Origin of the sequence: Streptomyces sp. NPDC046203 (genome assembly GCF_040646255.1) — a bacterium.
GTDB lineage: Bacteria > Actinomycetota > Actinomycetes > Streptomycetales > Streptomycetaceae > Streptomyces.
In genome coordinates this window covers 66,230-81,408 of sequence record NZ_JBEYZX010000017.1, presented here as the reverse complement: position 1 = coordinate 81,408, position 15,179 = coordinate 66,230, and the positions used below count along the sequence as shown (strand labels likewise).

General features: G+C 71.6%; 14 protein-coding genes. 6 read left to right on the top strand and 8 right to left on the bottom strand.

The genetic code is table 11. The features are described 5' to 3' along the window. Nucleotides 1–19 precede the first annotated feature (19 nt). The 4 genes from ABZ990_RS15935 to ABZ990_RS15920 all read right to left on the bottom strand — a co-directional run bounded on the left by ABZ990_RS15935 (nt 20) and on the right by ABZ990_RS15920 (nt 4,637). Nucleotides 20–1,144, bottom strand: a complete 1,125-nt coding sequence (locus tag ABZ990_RS15935) for an LLM class flavin-dependent oxidoreductase (RefSeq protein ID WP_361231175.1) — start codon at nt 1,142–1,144, stop codon at nt 20–22. A 148-nt stretch (nt 1,145–1,292) separates the two neighbouring features. After that, the gene (locus tag ABZ990_RS15930; RefSeq protein ID WP_361231173.1) at nt 1,293–2,054 is read right to left on the bottom strand and encodes a glucose 1-dehydrogenase; all 762 of its coding nucleotides are present in this window, start codon (nt 2,052–2,054) and stop codon (nt 1,293–1,295) included. 13 nt (nt 2,055–2,067) lie between these two features. Further along, a complete protein-coding gene (locus tag ABZ990_RS15925) occupies nt 2,068–2,988 on the bottom strand; it encodes an LLM class F420-dependent oxidoreductase (protein WP_361231171.1) in 921 nt (306 codons plus the stop codon). A gap of 431 nt (nt 2,989–3,419) precedes the next feature. Then, nucleotides 3,420–4,637, bottom strand: coding sequence for an amidohydrolase family protein (locus tag ABZ990_RS15920; protein ID WP_361231169.1), 1,218 nt, complete (start codon nt 4,635–4,637; stop codon nt 3,420–3,422). Nucleotides 4,638–4,919: 282 nt separating this feature from the next. Here ABZ990_RS15920 and ABZ990_RS15915 point away from each other — a divergent pair, with 282 nt between their 5' ends. The 3 genes from ABZ990_RS15915 to ABZ990_RS15905 all read left to right on the top strand — a co-directional run bounded on the left by ABZ990_RS15915 (nt 4,920) and on the right by ABZ990_RS15905 (nt 9,138). Beyond that, nucleotides 4,920–8,138, top strand: coding sequence for a BTAD domain-containing putative transcriptional regulator (locus tag ABZ990_RS15915; protein WP_361231167.1), 3,219 nt, complete (start codon nt 4,920–4,922; stop codon nt 8,136–8,138). 212 nt (nt 8,139–8,350) lie between these two features. Further along, nucleotides 8,351–8,539: a hypothetical protein gene (locus ABZ990_RS15910; RefSeq protein WP_361231165.1), complete on the top strand. Its 189-nt coding sequence runs from the start codon at nt 8,351–8,353 to the stop codon at nt 8,537–8,539. Between the two features lie 437 nt (nt 8,540–8,976). Next, entirely contained in the window at nt 8,977–9,138 is a 162-nt protein-coding gene (locus ABZ990_RS15905; RefSeq protein WP_361231163.1) for a hypothetical protein, read from the top strand. A gap of 275 nt (nt 9,139–9,413) precedes the next feature. Here the strand turns inward: ABZ990_RS15905 and ABZ990_RS15900 are convergent, their stop codons facing one another. Genes ABZ990_RS15900 through ABZ990_RS15890 form a run of 3 tightly spaced genes read right to left on the bottom strand, consistent with a single transcriptional unit; the run spans nt 9,414 to nt 11,709 of the window. After that, nucleotides 9,414–9,809, bottom strand: coding sequence for a PIN domain-containing protein (locus tag ABZ990_RS15900; RefSeq protein ID WP_361231161.1), 396 nt, complete (start codon nt 9,807–9,809; stop codon nt 9,414–9,416). Next, complete coding sequence (locus ABZ990_RS15895; RefSeq protein ID WP_361231159.1) at nt 9,806–10,114, bottom strand: hypothetical protein; 309 nt, start codon at nt 10,112–10,114, stop codon at nt 9,806–9,808. Before ABZ990_RS15895 ends, ABZ990_RS15900 begins: the two co-directional genes overlap by 4 nt. 44 nt (nt 10,115–10,158) lie before the next feature. Then, the gene (locus tag ABZ990_RS15890; RefSeq protein ID WP_361231157.1) at nt 10,159–11,709 is read right to left on the bottom strand and encodes a FadD3 family acyl-CoA ligase; all 1,551 of its coding nucleotides are present in this window, start codon (nt 11,707–11,709) and stop codon (nt 10,159–10,161) included. A 205-nt stretch (nt 11,710–11,914) separates the two neighbouring features. Between ABZ990_RS15890 and ABZ990_RS15885 the strand changes: the two genes are divergently transcribed. From ABZ990_RS15885 to ABZ990_RS15875, 3 genes are all read left to right on the top strand, one after another. Next, on the top strand, nt 11,915–13,069 hold the full coding sequence (locus ABZ990_RS15885; RefSeq protein WP_361231155.1) for a lipid-transfer protein: 1,155 nt from the start codon (nt 11,915–11,917) through the stop codon (nt 13,067–13,069). A 127-nt stretch (nt 13,070–13,196) separates the two neighbouring features. Beyond that, entirely contained in the window at nt 13,197–13,622 is a 426-nt protein-coding gene (locus tag ABZ990_RS15880) for an OB-fold domain-containing protein (protein ID WP_361231153.1), read from the top strand. Then, a complete protein-coding gene (locus ABZ990_RS15875; RefSeq protein WP_361231151.1) occupies nt 13,619–14,449 on the top strand; it encodes an enoyl-CoA hydratase/isomerase family protein in 831 nt (276 codons plus the stop codon). The genes ABZ990_RS15880 and ABZ990_RS15875 overlap by 4 nt, the downstream gene beginning before the upstream one ends. Here the strand turns inward: ABZ990_RS15875 and ABZ990_RS15870 are convergent. Next, the gene (locus ABZ990_RS15870) at nt 14,446–15,087 is read right to left on the bottom strand and encodes a hypothetical protein (RefSeq protein WP_361231149.1); all 642 of its coding nucleotides are present in this window, start codon (nt 15,085–15,087) and stop codon (nt 14,446–14,448) included. The genes ABZ990_RS15875 and ABZ990_RS15870 overlap by 4 nt on opposite strands. Between the last annotated feature and the right edge of the window lie 92 nt (nt 15,088–15,179).

The window sequence follows — 15,179 nt, the reverse complement described above, 5'->3', positions numbered from 1 at the left end:
CCGGGCCCCGGCCCGTCGCTCAGCTTCCGGCGGACTGCCGGAAGCGGGAGGTCCGGTGGACGGGGTCGGTGTCGATCCGAGGGATCACGTGCTCGCCGATCAGCTTGATGGTGTTCATCGTGTCCTCGCTGGAGATGCCGATCGGCAGACCGAAGGAGAGCTGGTCGGCGCCCGCCGCTTCCCAGCGCCGGCACTGGGCGAGCACCTCACCCGGGTCGCCGCAGATCATCAGCTCCTCCTGGATGAGGAGTTCGATGATCTCGGCGGAGTACTCGGGCAGCAGCTCGGGCCACTCGGGGATGCCCTCGGGGCGCGGGAAGGTGTCGTGGTAGCGGAAGAGCAGCGACTGGAGGTAGTTGAGCCCGCCGCCGACGGCGATCTCGACGGCCTTCTCGTGGGTCTCGGCGCAGATCGCGGTCGAGGTGACCATGACGTTGTCGTTGACGAAGTCGCCGACCGCCCGCGCCTCCTTGATCGCGCTCTTGTACGACTCCAGGACCCACTCCATGTCGGAGACCTTCTGCACGCTGAAGCCGAGGACGCCGAGGCCCTTCTTGCCCGCCATGGCGTATGAGGAGGGGGAGCCGGCCGCGTACCACATGGCCGGGTGCGACTTCCCGTACGGCTTGGGCAGCACCTTGCGCGGCGGGAGCGACCAGTGCTTGCCCTGGAACCCCTCGTACTCGTCCTGGAGCCACATCTTGGGGAACTCGGCGATCGTCTCCTCCCAGATCTCCTTGGTGTGGTTCATGTCGGTGATGCCCGGCATGAACCCGAGGATCTCGTGGGATCCGGCGCCCCGGCCGGTGCCGAACTCGAAGCGTCCGCCCGAGAGATGGTCGAGCATGGCGACCTTCTCGGCTACCTTCACCGGGTGGTTGACCGGAGCGAGCGGGTTGAAGATGCCGGATCCGAGGTGGATGCGGTCGGTGGCGTGGGCGAGGTAACCCAGGAAGACGTCGTTGGCGGAGAGGTGGGAGTACTCCTCCAGGAAGTGGTGCTCGGAGGCCCAGGCGTACTTGAAGCCGGACGCGTCGGCCTGGATGACGTACTCGGTCTCCTCCATCAGGGCCTTGTGCTCGGCCTCGGGATCGCTCTCGGCTCGCTTGCCGACGTATCCCTGAACGAAGATCCCGAATTCCAAGGAAGTTCACCACCCTCGCAGCTTTCTGACGCTACGTCAGATTCATTGATGTGCCCGACTCTCGCACCACGCCCCGGACCCGTCAATAGCTGATGGACCGTCAGGTCAGCAGTCAGGTCCGCACGCCGGCAGTGCCCGGAGGCGGCGCTCAGAACAGACTGACACCCGCGAGCCAGCCGCCGTCGATCACGAACGGCTGTCCGGTGATGTACGAGGAGTCCTCCGAGGTCAGGAACAGCGCGAGCGCCGCCACCTCCTCGGGCTGCCCGATCCGCCGCAGCGGCACCTTCGTGCGGTAGAGATCGGTCATAACCGCCGGGTCCACGCCCTCCGGGTGGCTCATCGCGGTGTCGATGGCGCCCGGGCAGATCGCGTTGACGCGGATGCCGCCCGCCGCCAGTTCGATGGCCGCGACCCGGGTGAGCCCGAGCACCGCGTGTTTGGTCGCGGTATAGGCGCCGACCCCCGCCATCCCCGTCATCCCCGTGTACGACGAGGTGTTGACGATCGTGCCACCGCCGGCCGCCGTGATCTCGGGCGCGACCGCGCGGATGCCCAGGAAGCAGCCCGTCTGGTTGACCTGGACCATCGACTGGAACTCCTCCAGCGGCGTCTCCACCAGCGCGTTGAACCGCACGATCCCGGCGTTGTTGATCAGCCCGTCGATCCGGCCGAAGCGCTCCTTCGTGGCCGCGACCGCCGCCGACCAGTCGTCCTCCCGCGTCACGTCCAGGTGGACGTACACCGCCCGCTCCGCCCCCAGCTCCTTCGCCACCGCCCGGCCGGGCTCGTCCAGCACATCCCCCAGGACCACCCGAGCGCCCTCGGCGGCGAACAGCCGCGCCTCCTGCTCACCCTGTCCGCGCGCCGCACCCGTGATCACGACGACACGCCCGTCCAGCTTGCCCATGAAGCCACACTCCTCAGTTCAGGTGGGGAGCGACCTCGGCGGCGAACGCCGCCATCTGGTCGGTGAGTTCGGTACGGCTCCGGCTGCGGAACCGCACCTGGATCTGTTCCACGCCCATCTCGCCGTACGCGCGCAGGGACGCGGCGAGTGCCCGCGGGTCCCCGCTCAGGGTCCGCCGGCCGGTGTCCCAGCCGGGCACCCCGACGTACAGCGGCTCGGTGAGGGCGCCGACGGTGACCGGCTCCTCGATCCCGGCCTTCTCGCGCAGCCCCTTCAACTTCCCGATCAGTTCCGGCAGTCGGTCGCGAGGATCGCCCTGCGGAAGCCAGCCGTCACCCTTGAGCGCGGCGCGGCGCAACGCGGCGGGCGAGGAGCCGCCGATCCAGAGGGGGATCCGCGCCTGGACGGGCCGGGGCGCGAGGGCGAGGTCCCGGAAGACGAACCGCGCGCCAGTGTGTTCCGGGTACTCGTCCGGCCCGAGTGCGGCCCGCAGCGCGTCGATGCTCTCGTCGAGCACGGCGCCGCGGCCGGCGAAATCGGCCCCGACCGCCGCGAATTCCTCCGCCACATGCCCGGCCCCGACCCCGAGGACCAGCCGGCCCCCGGAGAGCCGGTCCAGGGTCGCGCAGGCCTTGGCGGTGAGCAGCGGATGCCGCAGCCCGACGACGGCGACATGGGTGAGGAGCCGTACCCGCTCGGTGGCGGCGGCGAGGAAGGAGAGGGTGGCGACCGGGTCGTACCAGACGGTCCCCATCGCGCCGGCGAGCCGCCGCGGGATGGCGACATGGTCGCAGCAGGCGATGTAGTCGAACCCGCAGGTGTCGGCGGTCCGCGCGACCGCGACCAGATCGCCGGGCCCGGCGGCGGCCTCCCAGGGTTCGGCGTAGAGGGTGCTCTGCGACTGCACGGGCAGTTGTATCCCGTAGACCACCATGAGACTCCCCCTTATCTGACGTCACGTCATATACCCCGGCGGGTCATGCTCGTACCTGACGTTCCATCAGACAAGGGGCAGGGTGCGGCGGCCCGTGTGGCAGGGGCTCGCGCGAGGAGCTGTGATGACATGTGACTCTATGTACCCATGGGAGTCACGGAGAGACGTGACGTGACGCGGCTGTGACATAGATCGACATCGGCGGTGACATGGGGCGGCGGAGGCGCGTGCGGCGCACGAGACGGCGCGCCGATCACCGCGCCCCCACCCGGCGCGCCCCCGATCCGAGCGGGCACCCCGTCCGCGCCCCTGGGGCGAGCCGGGACCCCTCCGACCGCCGGGCAGGCGAGGAGCGTGCGGACCGGGCACAGGCCATCGGCCGGGGCCACGAACCACCGGACCGACCACAGGTCACAGCGATCGACCGCGGATCAAGGGCTCCAGAGGCCCTCCGCCGTCAGGCCCAGCAGTTCGATGGCGTTGCCGCGGACGATCCGTTCCACGACGTCCGGGGCCAGGTGGGCCATCTGCTCCTCGGCGACCTCGCGGGACTTCGGCCAGGTGGAGTCGGAGTGCGGGTAGTCCGTCTCGTACAGCACGTTTCCGGCCCCGATGGCGTCCAGATTGCGCAGGCCGAAGGCGTCGTCGAAGAAGCAGCCGTACACATGCCCGGCGAAGAGTTCGGACGGCGGGCGCAGCACCTTGTCCGCCACCCCGCCCCAGCCCCGGTTCTCCTCCCAGACGAGGTCGGCGCGTTCCAGGATGTACGGGATCCAGCCGATCTGGCCCTCCGCGTACATGATCCGCAGGTTCGGGAAGCGCTCGAACGCGCCGCTCATCAGCCAGTCGACCATCGAGAAGCAGCAGTTGGCGAAGGTGATGGTGGAGCCGACGGCGGGCGGCGCGTCGGCGGAGGTGGACGGCATCCGGCTGGAGGAGCCGATGTGCATGGCGATCACGGTGCCCGTCTCGTCGCACGCGCGCAGGAGCGGGTCCCAGTGGTCGGTGTGCACGGACGGAAGCCCCAGGTGGGGCGGTATCTCGGAGAACGCGACCGCGCGCACCCCGCGTGCCGCGTTGCGCCGGACCTCGGCCGCCGCCAGGTCCGGATCCCACAGCGGGACGAGGGTGAGCGGGATCAGCCGGCCGCGCGCCTCGGGGCCGCACCACTCCTCGACCATCCAGTCGTTGTAGGCCCGAACGCACAGCAGCCCGAGTTCACGGTCGGCGGATTCGGTGAAGGTCTGCCCGCAGAAACGGGGAAAAGTAGGGAAGCAAAGGGCGGACTGGACGTGATTGACGTCCATGTCGGCGAGACGCTCGGGCACCGAGTGGGAGCCGGGGCGCATCTGCTCGTAGGTGATGACCTCCAGCCGGATCTCGTCCCTGGCGCAGCCGACGGCGGTGTCCAGCCGGGTGAGCGGGCGGCGCAGTTCCTCGTAGACCCACCAGTCGCCGATGGGGCCTTCGTCCCCCTTCGCACCCATCACGGGGGCGAACTTTCCTCCCAGAAAGGTCATTTCCTTCAGCGGCGCCCGGACGATCCGGGGTCCGGTCGCGCGATAGCGGGTCGGGAGCCGGTCCTGCCAGACGCGCGGGGGCTCCACGGTGTGGTCGTCCACCGAGATGATCGCGGGGAAGCTCTCCATGTGTTTCACGGTAGCGCTGATCTGACGGGTCGTCAGTAAACGGGGTCGCATCGGTCCGGAGAACGCCCACGGAACGGCTCGACCCGATGCTGACGCATGCCCTCCGGACAAGGCAGACTGTCCAGGGCGAAACCAGCGGTACGGGCAGGGGGAGCTATGGACCGTGAGGACGGGCCGCGAGTTCCGGGACAGCGGACTCCGAAGAAGGACTCCGGCGGGTACGCGGGCCGCCACGCGGACAAACGCGTGAGCGGTCCCTCAGGCACGGCCGCCACGCCGGGCATGAACACGACCACGGACAGGGGAACGGACACGGAAGCGGCGACGGGCACGGACACGACCGCGCGCACGGACACAACTGCGGGCACCGCCGCGGGCCTGGCCACGGGCGCAGCCACGGCCGCCTCCGCCGGGACGGCCGCGAACACGCCGGCCACCACGGCGGCCCCCGACACGGCGGACCGCGCCACGGCGGCCGGTGACGCGACAGACGCCGCCACCACGGACGCCGCCACGACGGGCGGCAACCCCGCAGGTGGCGCCCCGGCAGGCAGCGGCACGACGGGCACCGACACGACGGCCGACAGCCAGGACGTCGACGCCACGCTGCGCTTCCGCGTACTCGGCCCCGTCCGGGCCTCCCTCGGCGACCAGGCCCTGCCCACCGGCTCCCCGCAGCAGCGCGCCCTGCTCGCCGCCCTGCTGCTGCGTGACGGCCGTACCGCCACCGCCTCCGAACTCATCGACGCCATCTGGGGCGAGGACCCGCCGTCCCAGGCGCTCGCCGCCGTCCGCACGTACGCCTCCCGGCTGCGCAAGGTCCTCGGCGCCTGGGTGCTGACCAGCGAATCCGGCGGCTACGCCCTGCGCGCCGGCGCCGGTGCCACCGCCCTCGACCTCGCCGAGGCCCAGAACCTGGCCGCCGAGGCCGACAAACTGCGCGCCGCGGGCCGGCGCGCCGAGGGCCGCGAGCGGCTGAACGCCGCCCTCGCCCTGTGGGACGGCGAGGCGCTGGCGTCCGTACCGGGGCCGTACGCCGACACCCAGCGCACCCGCCTGGAGGAATGGCGGCTCCAGCTCCTGGAGACCCGGCTCGACCTCGATCTGGAGGTCGGCGCGCACGCCGAGGCCGTCTCCGAACTGACCGCGCTGACCGCCGCGCACCCGCTGCGCGAGCGGCTGCGCGAGCTGCTGATGCTGGCCCTGTACCGGTCCGGCCGGCAGGCCGAGGCGCTGGCCGTGTACGCCGACACCCGGCGGCTGCTCGCCGACGAACTGGGCGTCGACCCGAACCCCGAACTCTCCCGCCTCCAGCAGCGCATCCTCCAGGCCGACGCCGAACTGGCCCGGCCGGTCGAGGAGTCCACCCCGGCCGCCGCGCCCACCGCCCGGCCCGCCCAGCTCCCGGCGACCGTCCCCGACTTCACCGGACGCGACGCCTTCGTCCGCGAACTCGGCGACCAACTCGCCACCGCCGAGGGCTCCGTCATGGCGGTCTCGGCTGTCGCGGGCATCGGCGGCGTCGGCAAGACGACCCTCGCCGTGCACGTGGCGCACGCGGCGCGCCCGCACTTCCCGGACGGTCAGCTGTACGTCGACCTCCAGGGCGCCGGCGCGCGGGCGGCGGCGCCGGAGACGGTGCTCGGCGCGTTCCTGCGCGCGCTCGGCACCCCGGACTCCGCCATTCCGGACACCCTGGACGAGCGCGCCGCGCTCTACCGCTCCACCCTCGACGGCCGCCGCGTCCTGGTCCTCCTGGACAACGCCCGCGACGCCGCCCAGATCCGGCCACTGCTGCCCGGCACCGCCGGCTGCGCCGCCCTCGTCACCAGCCGCATCCGCATGCTCGACCTGGCCGGCGCGCACCTGGTGGATCTGGACGTCATGTCCCCCGAGGAGGCGCTCCAGCTCTTCACCCGGATCGTCGGCGAGGAGCGGGTGGGCGCCGAACGGGAGGCCGCGCTCGACGTGGTCGCGGCCTGCGGGTTCCTGCCGCTGGCCATCCGTATCGCCGCGTCCCGGCTCGCCGCGCGCCGCACCTGGACGGTCTCCGTCCTGGCCGCCAAGCTCGCCGACGAGCGCCGCCGCCTCGACGAACTCCAGGCGGGGGACCTCGCCGTCAAGGCCACTTTCGAGCTCGGTTACGGCCAGCTGGAGCCGGCCCAGGCCCGCGCCTTCCGCCTCCTCGGCCTCGCCGACGGCCCCGACATCTCCCTCGCCGCCGCGGCGGCCGTCCTCGGCCTGCCCGAGTGGGAGGCCGAGGACCTGCTCGAAGCCCTCGTCGACACCAGCCTCCTGGAATCCGCCGCCCCGGGCCGCTACCGCTACCACGACCTGGTGCGGCTCTACGCGCGTGCGTGCGCCGAGCGCGACGAACAGCCGCCGGTGGAGCGAGAGCACGCGCTGTCCCGGCTGCTCGATTTCTATCTGTCGACCGCCGCGCAGGTGTACGCGATCGAGCGCCCCGGCGACCGGCTCGTCGACCACCTGGAGACCACCCACTACGCGGGCCTCACCTTCACCGACCGCCACGCGGCCCAGGACTGGCTCTACGCCGAGGCCGACTGCCTCCTCGCCTGCGTCCGCCAGTCGGCCGCGTCACCGACGACACTGCGTCGCGCGGTGGACCTGCTGTGGGCGGCCCTCGACCTCGCGGAATCCGGCGCCAACTCCAAGGAGTACGAGGCGGTCGCGACGACCCTGCGGAGCGCGGCGAAGGCGGCGGGGGACGTGCGGGCGGAGTGCCGGGCGGCACTGACTCGTACCTATGTACTGCACGTCAGTGGCCGGTTCGACGAAGCCGACGTCGACGCCCATGTCGCCATGTCCCTGGCGACCTCGACCGGCGATCGGCTCCCTCTCTGCTGGGCCGCCAACGCCCTGGGCATCATGGCGCTTTACCAGGGTCGCAACGAGGACGGCGAGCGCTTCCTGACCCAGGCCACCGAGTCGTTCCGCGCCTGCGACGACGCGGCCGGCGAAGCCAGCGCCCTGTGCAACCTCTCCCGGATCCACCTGGCGATGGGGCACACCGACCTCGCGGTGGAACTCGCCCGGCGCGGCAGCGCGATGTACGAGAAGCTGGGGCACGCGCTCAAGGGCGCGAACGGCCGCTACGCGCTAGGGCTCGCGCTGACCCAGAGCGGTGGGCTCGTTGAGGCCGCACGGCAACTCGCCGAGGCCCTGGACGTCTTCCGGGACAGCCGCCAGCGGCTGTGGGAGGGAATGTCGCTCTTCCGGATCGCCGAGGTGGGCATCGCCGCGGGCCGGTACGCCCAGGCCGCCGCCGACTCCGAGACCGCGCTGAGCATCCTCCGCGACATCGGGGGCGAATGGCGGCGCGGACAGATTCTCGTCGTTCTCGGGCGCGGCCTGTCCGGCATAGGGCAGCATGGCCGCGCGCGGGTGTGCTGGCAGGAAGCCCTGAGCATCTTCTCCGCGCAGGGGTCCCCGGAAGAGGCCAAGGTACGGACCCTCCTTCTGGAAAGCGTCCCCATCTGACCACTGAACTGCTCGTTCATCGTTCGTTTATGGCGGTCGTGCAGTCTTCTCTCATCGATTCGTCGCGCCGGGGGGGCGGGCGGGTCAGTGGGAGGACCGTCACCTGCTCGGTTTATGGTGAGCGGCCCGAGTGGTCCGTCCGGTTGTCCATGGGGGAACGACCGGACGGGGACCGCTCACCATATCCATTGCCTTCACGGGAGTTGATCAGCATGGCCGACCTCGAGCCGAACAAGAACATGCACGCGACGGACGCACCGCTCACCGACTCGGTGGCCGAGAAGATCGGCATCAACGGCAACATGCACGCCACGTCCGAGCCCGCCGAGGCCCCTGCCGTGCTGTCCGGGCCGGACGACAACATGCACGCCACCAGCGAGCCGGCCACCACCACCAAGTAGACCGCACCACACGAAGACGGATCCGGCGGCGCCATCGGGGGAGCTGCCGGGACCGTGGTCGTCCGAGTGAGCGCGCCGTGTCCCTTACGGGGGATGCCCGAGGGGGTTGGGGGACCTGCCGGGTACGTGGGGCGGGCGCGACCGGGGGACCGTACCGGAGGGGTCGGGCAGCAGCCCGGCCCCTCCGGCCGTGTGCGGGGGTACGGACGAAGGGGCCGGGCGGCCGTACGGCCTGCCCTGTGCCACCCCGCCCGCGCGGACGCCCGCGGGTGACCCTCCCGGTCAACTCGCCTTATACGGCCGCCCGTACGACCTGCCCGGCCCACAGGACCCACCGCATCTGTAGGACCTGACAAAGCGGCGCCGATCATCTGGTCTGCCGGGCCGTCACGTGCGAGGGTCGCGTGGATACGAGTCACTCGTCCGAGGAGTCCCAGATGACCCGCACCAAGCGCCTTCTGGCCGGCATCGCCCTGGCCGTCGCCGTCGCGGCCGGCACTGCCACGCCCGCGCTGGCCGACATGCACGCGATGACCGACACGCCCACGGGCAACATCCACGCCACCGTGGTCGTCGTGGGCGGCGGTCAGGGCGTCTGAGATCCGCCCCGCCGCACCTTGCTCCATGTGAAGAGGCCCGAACCGGTTCGCCGGTCCGGGCCTCTTCGTCTGCGGCGCCCCGGCGACCTGACGGATTCCGCCCGCCCGCTTCGCCGCCCGGCCGGGGCTGCGGCATGATCGGCGCACCTCGGAGGCGGACGGTGGGGGCCAGCCGTCACCGGGGACGGGGGAAGCCGCACGCATGCGCGCGCTGGGGAGGAGGTCCGGACCGGTCGCCCGGTCCGGACCTCCGACCTCCCGGCCGGCTCGGTGCCTCAGACGGGACGCACCATGACCCGTGACGGGCAGAGCTTGTTCATGTCGTCCTCATCGGACGTGAACACCGTCACGATCCCTCGCCGGCGCCCCGCGATCACGGCCAGCGCCGCGTCGATCGCGTACTTGTGGCCGTGCAGGCCCGCGCCCTTCAGGAGGGTGATCGCCGAGTCCGCGATCTCCTCCGTGACGGGTTCGACCTCGATCCGCGACAGGAACCACTTCCACGCCGCGTACGGGATCTTGGAGTGGTACGCCTCGATCAGCGTCATGGAACTGGTCACGACGCTGACGCCTGCTTTGTGCGCGTCCGCCAGACGCGCCCTCATCTTCATGTCCCCGAGGGCCGCCCTCGACAGCGCCTCACTGTCCAGGACGTAGCAGAGTTCGGTCATGCGGCATCGGCCTGTCGCACCTCGGTAGCTTCGGGGGCCTCGGCCGTGACGCGTTCACGGGCCATCCGCTCCTCGTACGCGCGGACGATCTCGCGCCGCTCCGCCTCGGCCGCCGCGAGCGCCTCGTCGTCGACCGGGCCGTACTCCTCTTCCATCCAGGTGACCAACTCGCCCAGGTGGTCGTGCTTCCGCTTGCGCTGTATGGCGCTGGTTACATACGCGCTGAAGCCGCCCGGACCCACCTCGCGGCGGATCTCCTCCGCCAGTTCCTCGGGCAGGGTGACCGTGTACTTCTTGGTTGCCATACCATCGACCATACCACCGCGTCGAGTGGCCTGGATCACACACGCTACCCCTCGCGCCGCGCCCGCAATTCCCCCTTCAGAACCTTTCCGCTCGCGTTCCGCGGCAGCTCGGGGAGGAATTCCACCTGACGGGGGACCTTGTAGTTGGCCATCTCGCGGCGGGACCAGGCGATCAGGTCGTCCGCCGTCACCCGGGCCCCCGGGCGGCGGACCGCGAAGGCCTTGCCGACCTCGCCGAGGCGGGGGTCCGGGATGCCGACGACGGCGACGTCGGCGATGTCGGGGTGGAGGCCGAGGAGCTGTTCGATCTCGGCGGGGTAGGCGTTGAAGCCGCCGACGATGAACATGTCCTTGATCCGGTCGGTGATCCGGAGGTTGCCCGCCTCGTCGAGGACGCCCACGTCGCCGGTGTGCAGCCAGCCGTCCGCGTCGATCGCGGCGGCGGTCGCCTCCGGGTCCTCGAAGTAGCCGCACATGACGTGCGGGCCGCGCACCAGGACCTCCCCCGACAGGGAGACCCTGAGTTCGGTGCCGGGGATGGCGCGGCCCGAGGTGCGGGCGACGACCTCGGGCGGGTCGCCCCGGCGGCACATGGACACCAGGCCGCTCGCCTCGGAGAGGCCGTACGCGGTGAGGACGGTGCCGACACCCAGCTCGGTGCGCAGCCGCTCGACGAGCCGCAGCGGCACGACCGCCGCGCCGGTCACGACCAGGCGCAGGCTGGACAGGTCGTGGGCGGCGCGGGCCGGGTGGTCGAGGAGGGACTGGTGGAGGGTGGGCGGGCCGGGCAGAACGGTGACGCGTTCGGCGGCGATGTGCGCGAGCGCGGTGTCCACGCTGAACACGGGCTGCGGGATCATCACCGCGCCGCGCAGCAGACAGGCGAGCACGCCCGCCTTGTAACCGAAGGTGTGGAAGAAGGGGTTCACGATCAGATAGCGGTCGCCCTCGCGCAGCCCGGCCAGTTCGCTCCACACGGTGTAGCAGCGCAGGGACTGTTCATGGGTGACGACCGCGCCCTTGGGGCGGCCGGTGGTGCCCGAGGTGTAGACGATGTCCGAGGGATCGGTGGGCATCACGGCGTCGGCCCGCGCCCGCACCCGTACCGGGCCCACGCCTCGGCCGGCGTCGAGGAAGGCCCGCCAGGTCGTGTAGCCCGGCTCGTCCGGAACCGTGTCACTGAACACCACCACCCGCTCCAGCGCGGGCAGTTCGACGCCCGAGCGGCGCAACGACGCCACGTACGAGGTGCCCAGGAAGGTGCCGGTGACGAACAGCAGCCGGGCCCGCGACCTGGCGAGGATGTCCGCCGCCTCGGCGCCCTTGAAGCGGGTGTTGAGGGGGACGAGGACGGCGCCGGCCGTGACCGCGCCGAGCGCGGAGACGATCCAGTCCAGGGAGTTCGGCGCCCAGACGGCGACCCGGTCGCCCGCCCGGATCCCGGTGGCGAGACAGGCGGCCGCCGCGCGTTCGACCCGCGCGGCGAGCTCGGCGTACGTGATCCGGGTACGGCCCTCGACGACCGCCTCGCGCGGGCCGTACCGCGCCGCCGCCCGGCGCACCAGCTCCCCCACCGATCCGGGTCCCCACTCCACGACCACCACCTCCGCCGGTCGTACCCCAGCCCTGCCCCGTCCCGAACCCGAGCGCCGCACCCCAACCCGAGCATCGCGCCCCGAACCCGAGCGCCTTGGCCTGTGCGCCTCGGACTCCGCGCCACAGCCACGCACCCTCGACCACACACCTGACTACTCGTCAGATTAGCGATAGCCTGACGAGCTGTCAGCAGTCGGGAACACCATGGGGGTTGCCGTGCTCAAGGACCGCACAGCCATCGTCGGGATCGGCCAGACGGCCTTCGCCAAGCGCCTCCCGGAGTCCGAGAAGACGCTCGCCTGCCGGGCGATCCTCGCCGCCCTCGACGACGCCGGCATCGCGCCCGCCGAGGTCGACGCCTTCGCCTCGTACACCATGGAGGAGACCGACGAGGTCGAGGTGGCCAAGGCCATCGGGGCCGGGGACGTCACGTTCTTCGCCAAGGTCGGTTACGGCGGCGGCGGTTCGTGCGCCACCGTCGGGCACCTCGCCGCGGCCGTCGCCACCGGACAGGCCACGGTGGGCGTCGCCTGGCGGTCCCGTAAGCGCGGCTCCGGGCCCCGGCCCTGGACGAACACCACCGCCCAGCTGGCCACCCCGGCACAGTGGACCCGGCCTTTCGGGCTGCTGCGGCCCGCCGACGAGATCGGCATGCTCGCCCGCCGCTACATGCACGAGTACGGCGCCACCCGCGACCATCTCTTCAACGTCGCCCTCGCCTGCCGCAACCGCGCCAACCAGAACCCGGCCGCGATCATGTACGAACGCCCGCTCACCCGCGAGATGTACATGACCTCCCGCTGGATCAGCGAACCCCTCTGCCTCTTCGACAACTGTCTGGAGACCGACGGCGCCCTCGCCTGTGTGATCGTCTCCGCCGAACGCGCCCACGACTGCCGCCGCCCGCCGGTCTATGTGCACGCTGCGGCCCAAGGGCTGCCCGCCCAGCACCACGGCATGGTCAACTACTGGACCGACGACCCGCTGACCGGCCCGGCCTGGACGGCCGCCCGACACCTGTGGAAACAGGCCGACTTCGGCCCCGCCGACGTCGATGTCGCCCAGATCTACGACGCCTTCACCCCGCTCGTCCCACTCTCCCTGGAGGGCTACGGCTTCTGCGGTCGCGGCGAAGGCGGAGCCTTCACCGAGGGCGGCGCCCTGGAGACCGGCGGCCGGCTGCCGCTCAACACCGGTGGGGGCGGCCTGTCGGAGGCGTACGTCCACGGCTTCAACCTCCTCACCGAGGGCGTCAAGCAGCTCCGCGGCGACTCCACCGCCCAGGTGCCGGGCGCCGCCACCTGCCTCGTCACGGCGGGCGAGGGCGTCCCCACCTCGGCCGTCCTCCTCCGCTCCTGAGACGACGCGGCCGGGGCGTACGCCCGAGGAGCGCCCGCACACCCCACCGTCAAGCACCTCCCCACACCGTCAAGCACCGCCAAGCACCGCCAAGCACCCGAAGATTCGAAGATTCGAGGAGTTCGCGATGCTCACCCCCGTGATCGACGAGGACGGCGCACCCTTCTGGGAGTACGCCGCCCGCGGCGAACTGCGCGTCCAGACCTGCGCCGCCTGCGCCGAGCCGCGCTTCCCGCCCCGCCCCTGCTGCCCGCACTGCCAGTCCTTCGACAGCACCTGGCGCCGGCTGTCGGGGCGCGGCCGGATCTGGTCGTTCGTCGTCCCCCACCCGCCCCTGCTGCCCGACTACGCCGCCCAGGCCCCGTACAACGCGGTGCTCGTCGAACTCGCCGACGCTCCCCGCGTCCGCCTCGCCGGCAATGTCGTCGCCTCCCCCGGCGCCCAGCTCGACTCGGTCGACCCGGCCCGGCTGCGCATAGGCGCACCCGTGAAGGTGGTCTTCGCCGAGATCGGCGGCATCACCGTGCCCCGCTGGCTCCTGGAGCGCGGATGACGATCACGGTGGAACGCGACACCGGCACCGGTGTCGCCGTCGTCACCCTCGACCGGCCCGCGCGGCACAACGCCCTCACCCTCGCGATGGCCCGCCGACTCGCCGAGATCTGGCGGGGGTTCCGGTACGAGGACGACATCCGGGCGATCGTGATCACCGGCGCCGGTCAACGGGCCTTCTGTACCGGCGTCGACCGGACGGCGGCGGGTGAACTCCCGCAACCCACCTCCCCGTTCACGATCGACGATCCGCTCCTCGCCATCGGCCCCAAGTCCAACGACCTGTGGAAGCCGGTCGTCGCCGCCGTCGAGGGCATGGCCTGCGGCGGAGCCTTCTATCTGCTCGCCGAGGCCGAGTTCCTGATCGCGGGCGAGGGCGCCGAGTTCTTCGACCCGCACACCACCTACGGCATGGTCAGCGCCTTCGAGACGATCCACATGGCACAGCGGATGCCCTACGGGGAAGTCGCGCGGATGGCGCTGATGGGCACCGCCGAACGGCTCTCCGCCGAGCGGGCGCACGCGACCGGTCTCGTATCCGAACTGACGGTGCGGGGAGGTGCGTTGGCGGCGGCGCGGAAGGCTGCCGCCGTCGTCGCCGCGTACCCGACCGAGGCCGTACAGGGAACCGTACGGGCCCTGTGGTCGGCCCGCGAGGCGGCCAGGACCCAGGCCCTCGCGCATGCCCCGCACCTGATCGCGCTGGGGAACCTGCCGCCGGAGCGGCAGGCCGAACTGTTCGCACGACGGGCGCGCGGGGCGAGAGCGGAGGCGGAGAAGGGCCCGGGGGCGGAAAAGGGCCCTGCCTCCGGGTTCAGGATCCGTTAGCGGCGAGGGGTGGCGAGAGGCTCCGTCGGAGACGAGTCGTCCTCCCAGACATTGCCCACGGTGCACAGCTTCACCCGGTCGACGGACTTCGGGTTCTTCATCGGCACGTCGTACCGCTTCTCGCCCGGGCCGTCGATCTTCACCAGGATCTCGCCCCCGTCGACCGGGACGTTCGCGCGCTCCTCGAAGGTGAGGGCGATCCGGTACGTGCCCGTCACCCCCGGCTTCGCGGTCACCCTGACCGTGGCGGTGGTGTCGGCCCGGCCGCCGGGCTTGCCCTTCCCCATCCCCGTACCCGCACCCGTCCCCTTCTTCCCGGCCGGCTTGACGCAGTCGACCACGACGACGTCGACGTCCGGTTCCTCCGAGACGGCCGGCGAAGGAGACGCACTGGTGGTGTCCCCGGAGCCCGAACCGGAGCCGTAGTCGTCGTCATCGTCGCTGTCGTAGTGATTCCTCTTCTTCGGCGTCGAGCAGCCGCCACCCGAGTCGTCGCTCTTGCCGTGGTCGCTGCTGCCCCCGTAGCCGCCGTGGCTGCCGTGGCTTCCATGACCGTGCCCCCGGCTGGTCTGGAAGCCGGTCAGCGCGAAGACGACCAACGTAAGGGTCGCCGCGAGTTTCAGCCTGGTGCGGATCATTTCCCCGTTCCCCCAACGGCCGGTTGATCGTGTCCGCGTCACCCTAACGCCGCCCTCCACTCGACAGGACACCCCCCGCGACCCGGCGTAGC

What these genes read in the sequence shown, in the direction of transcription:
- ABZ990_RS15930 (WP_361231173.1), bottom strand. Translation starts at nt 2,054, where the DNA reads ATGGGCAAGCTGGACGGGCGTGTCGTCGTGATCACGGGTGCGGCGCGC.
- ABZ990_RS15925 (WP_361231171.1), bottom strand. Translation starts at nt 2,988, where the DNA reads ATGGTGGTCTACGGGATACAACTGCCCGTGCAGTCGCAGAGCACCCTC.
- ABZ990_RS15920 (WP_361231169.1), bottom strand. Translation starts at nt 4,637, where the DNA reads ATGGAGAGCTTCCCCGCGATCATCTCGGTGGACGACCACACCGTGGAG.
- ABZ990_RS15915 (WP_361231167.1), top strand. Translation starts at nt 4,920, where the DNA reads ATGAACACGACCACGGACAGGGGAACGGACACGGAAGCGGCGACGGGC.
- ABZ990_RS15910 (WP_361231165.1), top strand. Translation starts at nt 8,351, where the DNA reads ATGGCCGACCTCGAGCCGAACAAGAACATGCACGCGACGGACGCACCG.
- ABZ990_RS15905 (WP_361231163.1), top strand. Translation starts at nt 8,977, where the DNA reads ATGACCCGCACCAAGCGCCTTCTGGCCGGCATCGCCCTGGCCGTCGCC.
- ABZ990_RS15900 (WP_361231161.1), bottom strand. Translation starts at nt 9,809, where the DNA reads ATGACCGAACTCTGCTACGTCCTGGACAGTGAGGCGCTGTCGAGGGCG.
- ABZ990_RS15895 (WP_361231159.1), bottom strand. Translation starts at nt 10,114, where the DNA reads ATGGCAACCAAGAAGTACACGGTCACCCTGCCCGAGGAACTGGCGGAG.
- ABZ990_RS15885 (WP_361231155.1), top strand. Translation starts at nt 11,915, where the DNA reads ATGGGGGTTGCCGTGCTCAAGGACCGCACAGCCATCGTCGGGATCGGC.
- ABZ990_RS15880 (WP_361231153.1), top strand. Translation starts at nt 13,197, where the DNA reads ATGCTCACCCCCGTGATCGACGAGGACGGCGCACCCTTCTGGGAGTAC.
- ABZ990_RS15875 (WP_361231151.1), top strand. Translation starts at nt 13,619, where the DNA reads ATGACGATCACGGTGGAACGCGACACCGGCACCGGTGTCGCCGTCGTC.
- ABZ990_RS15870 (WP_361231149.1), bottom strand. Translation starts at nt 15,087, where the DNA reads ATGATCCGCACCAGGCTGAAACTCGCGGCGACCCTTACGTTGGTCGTC.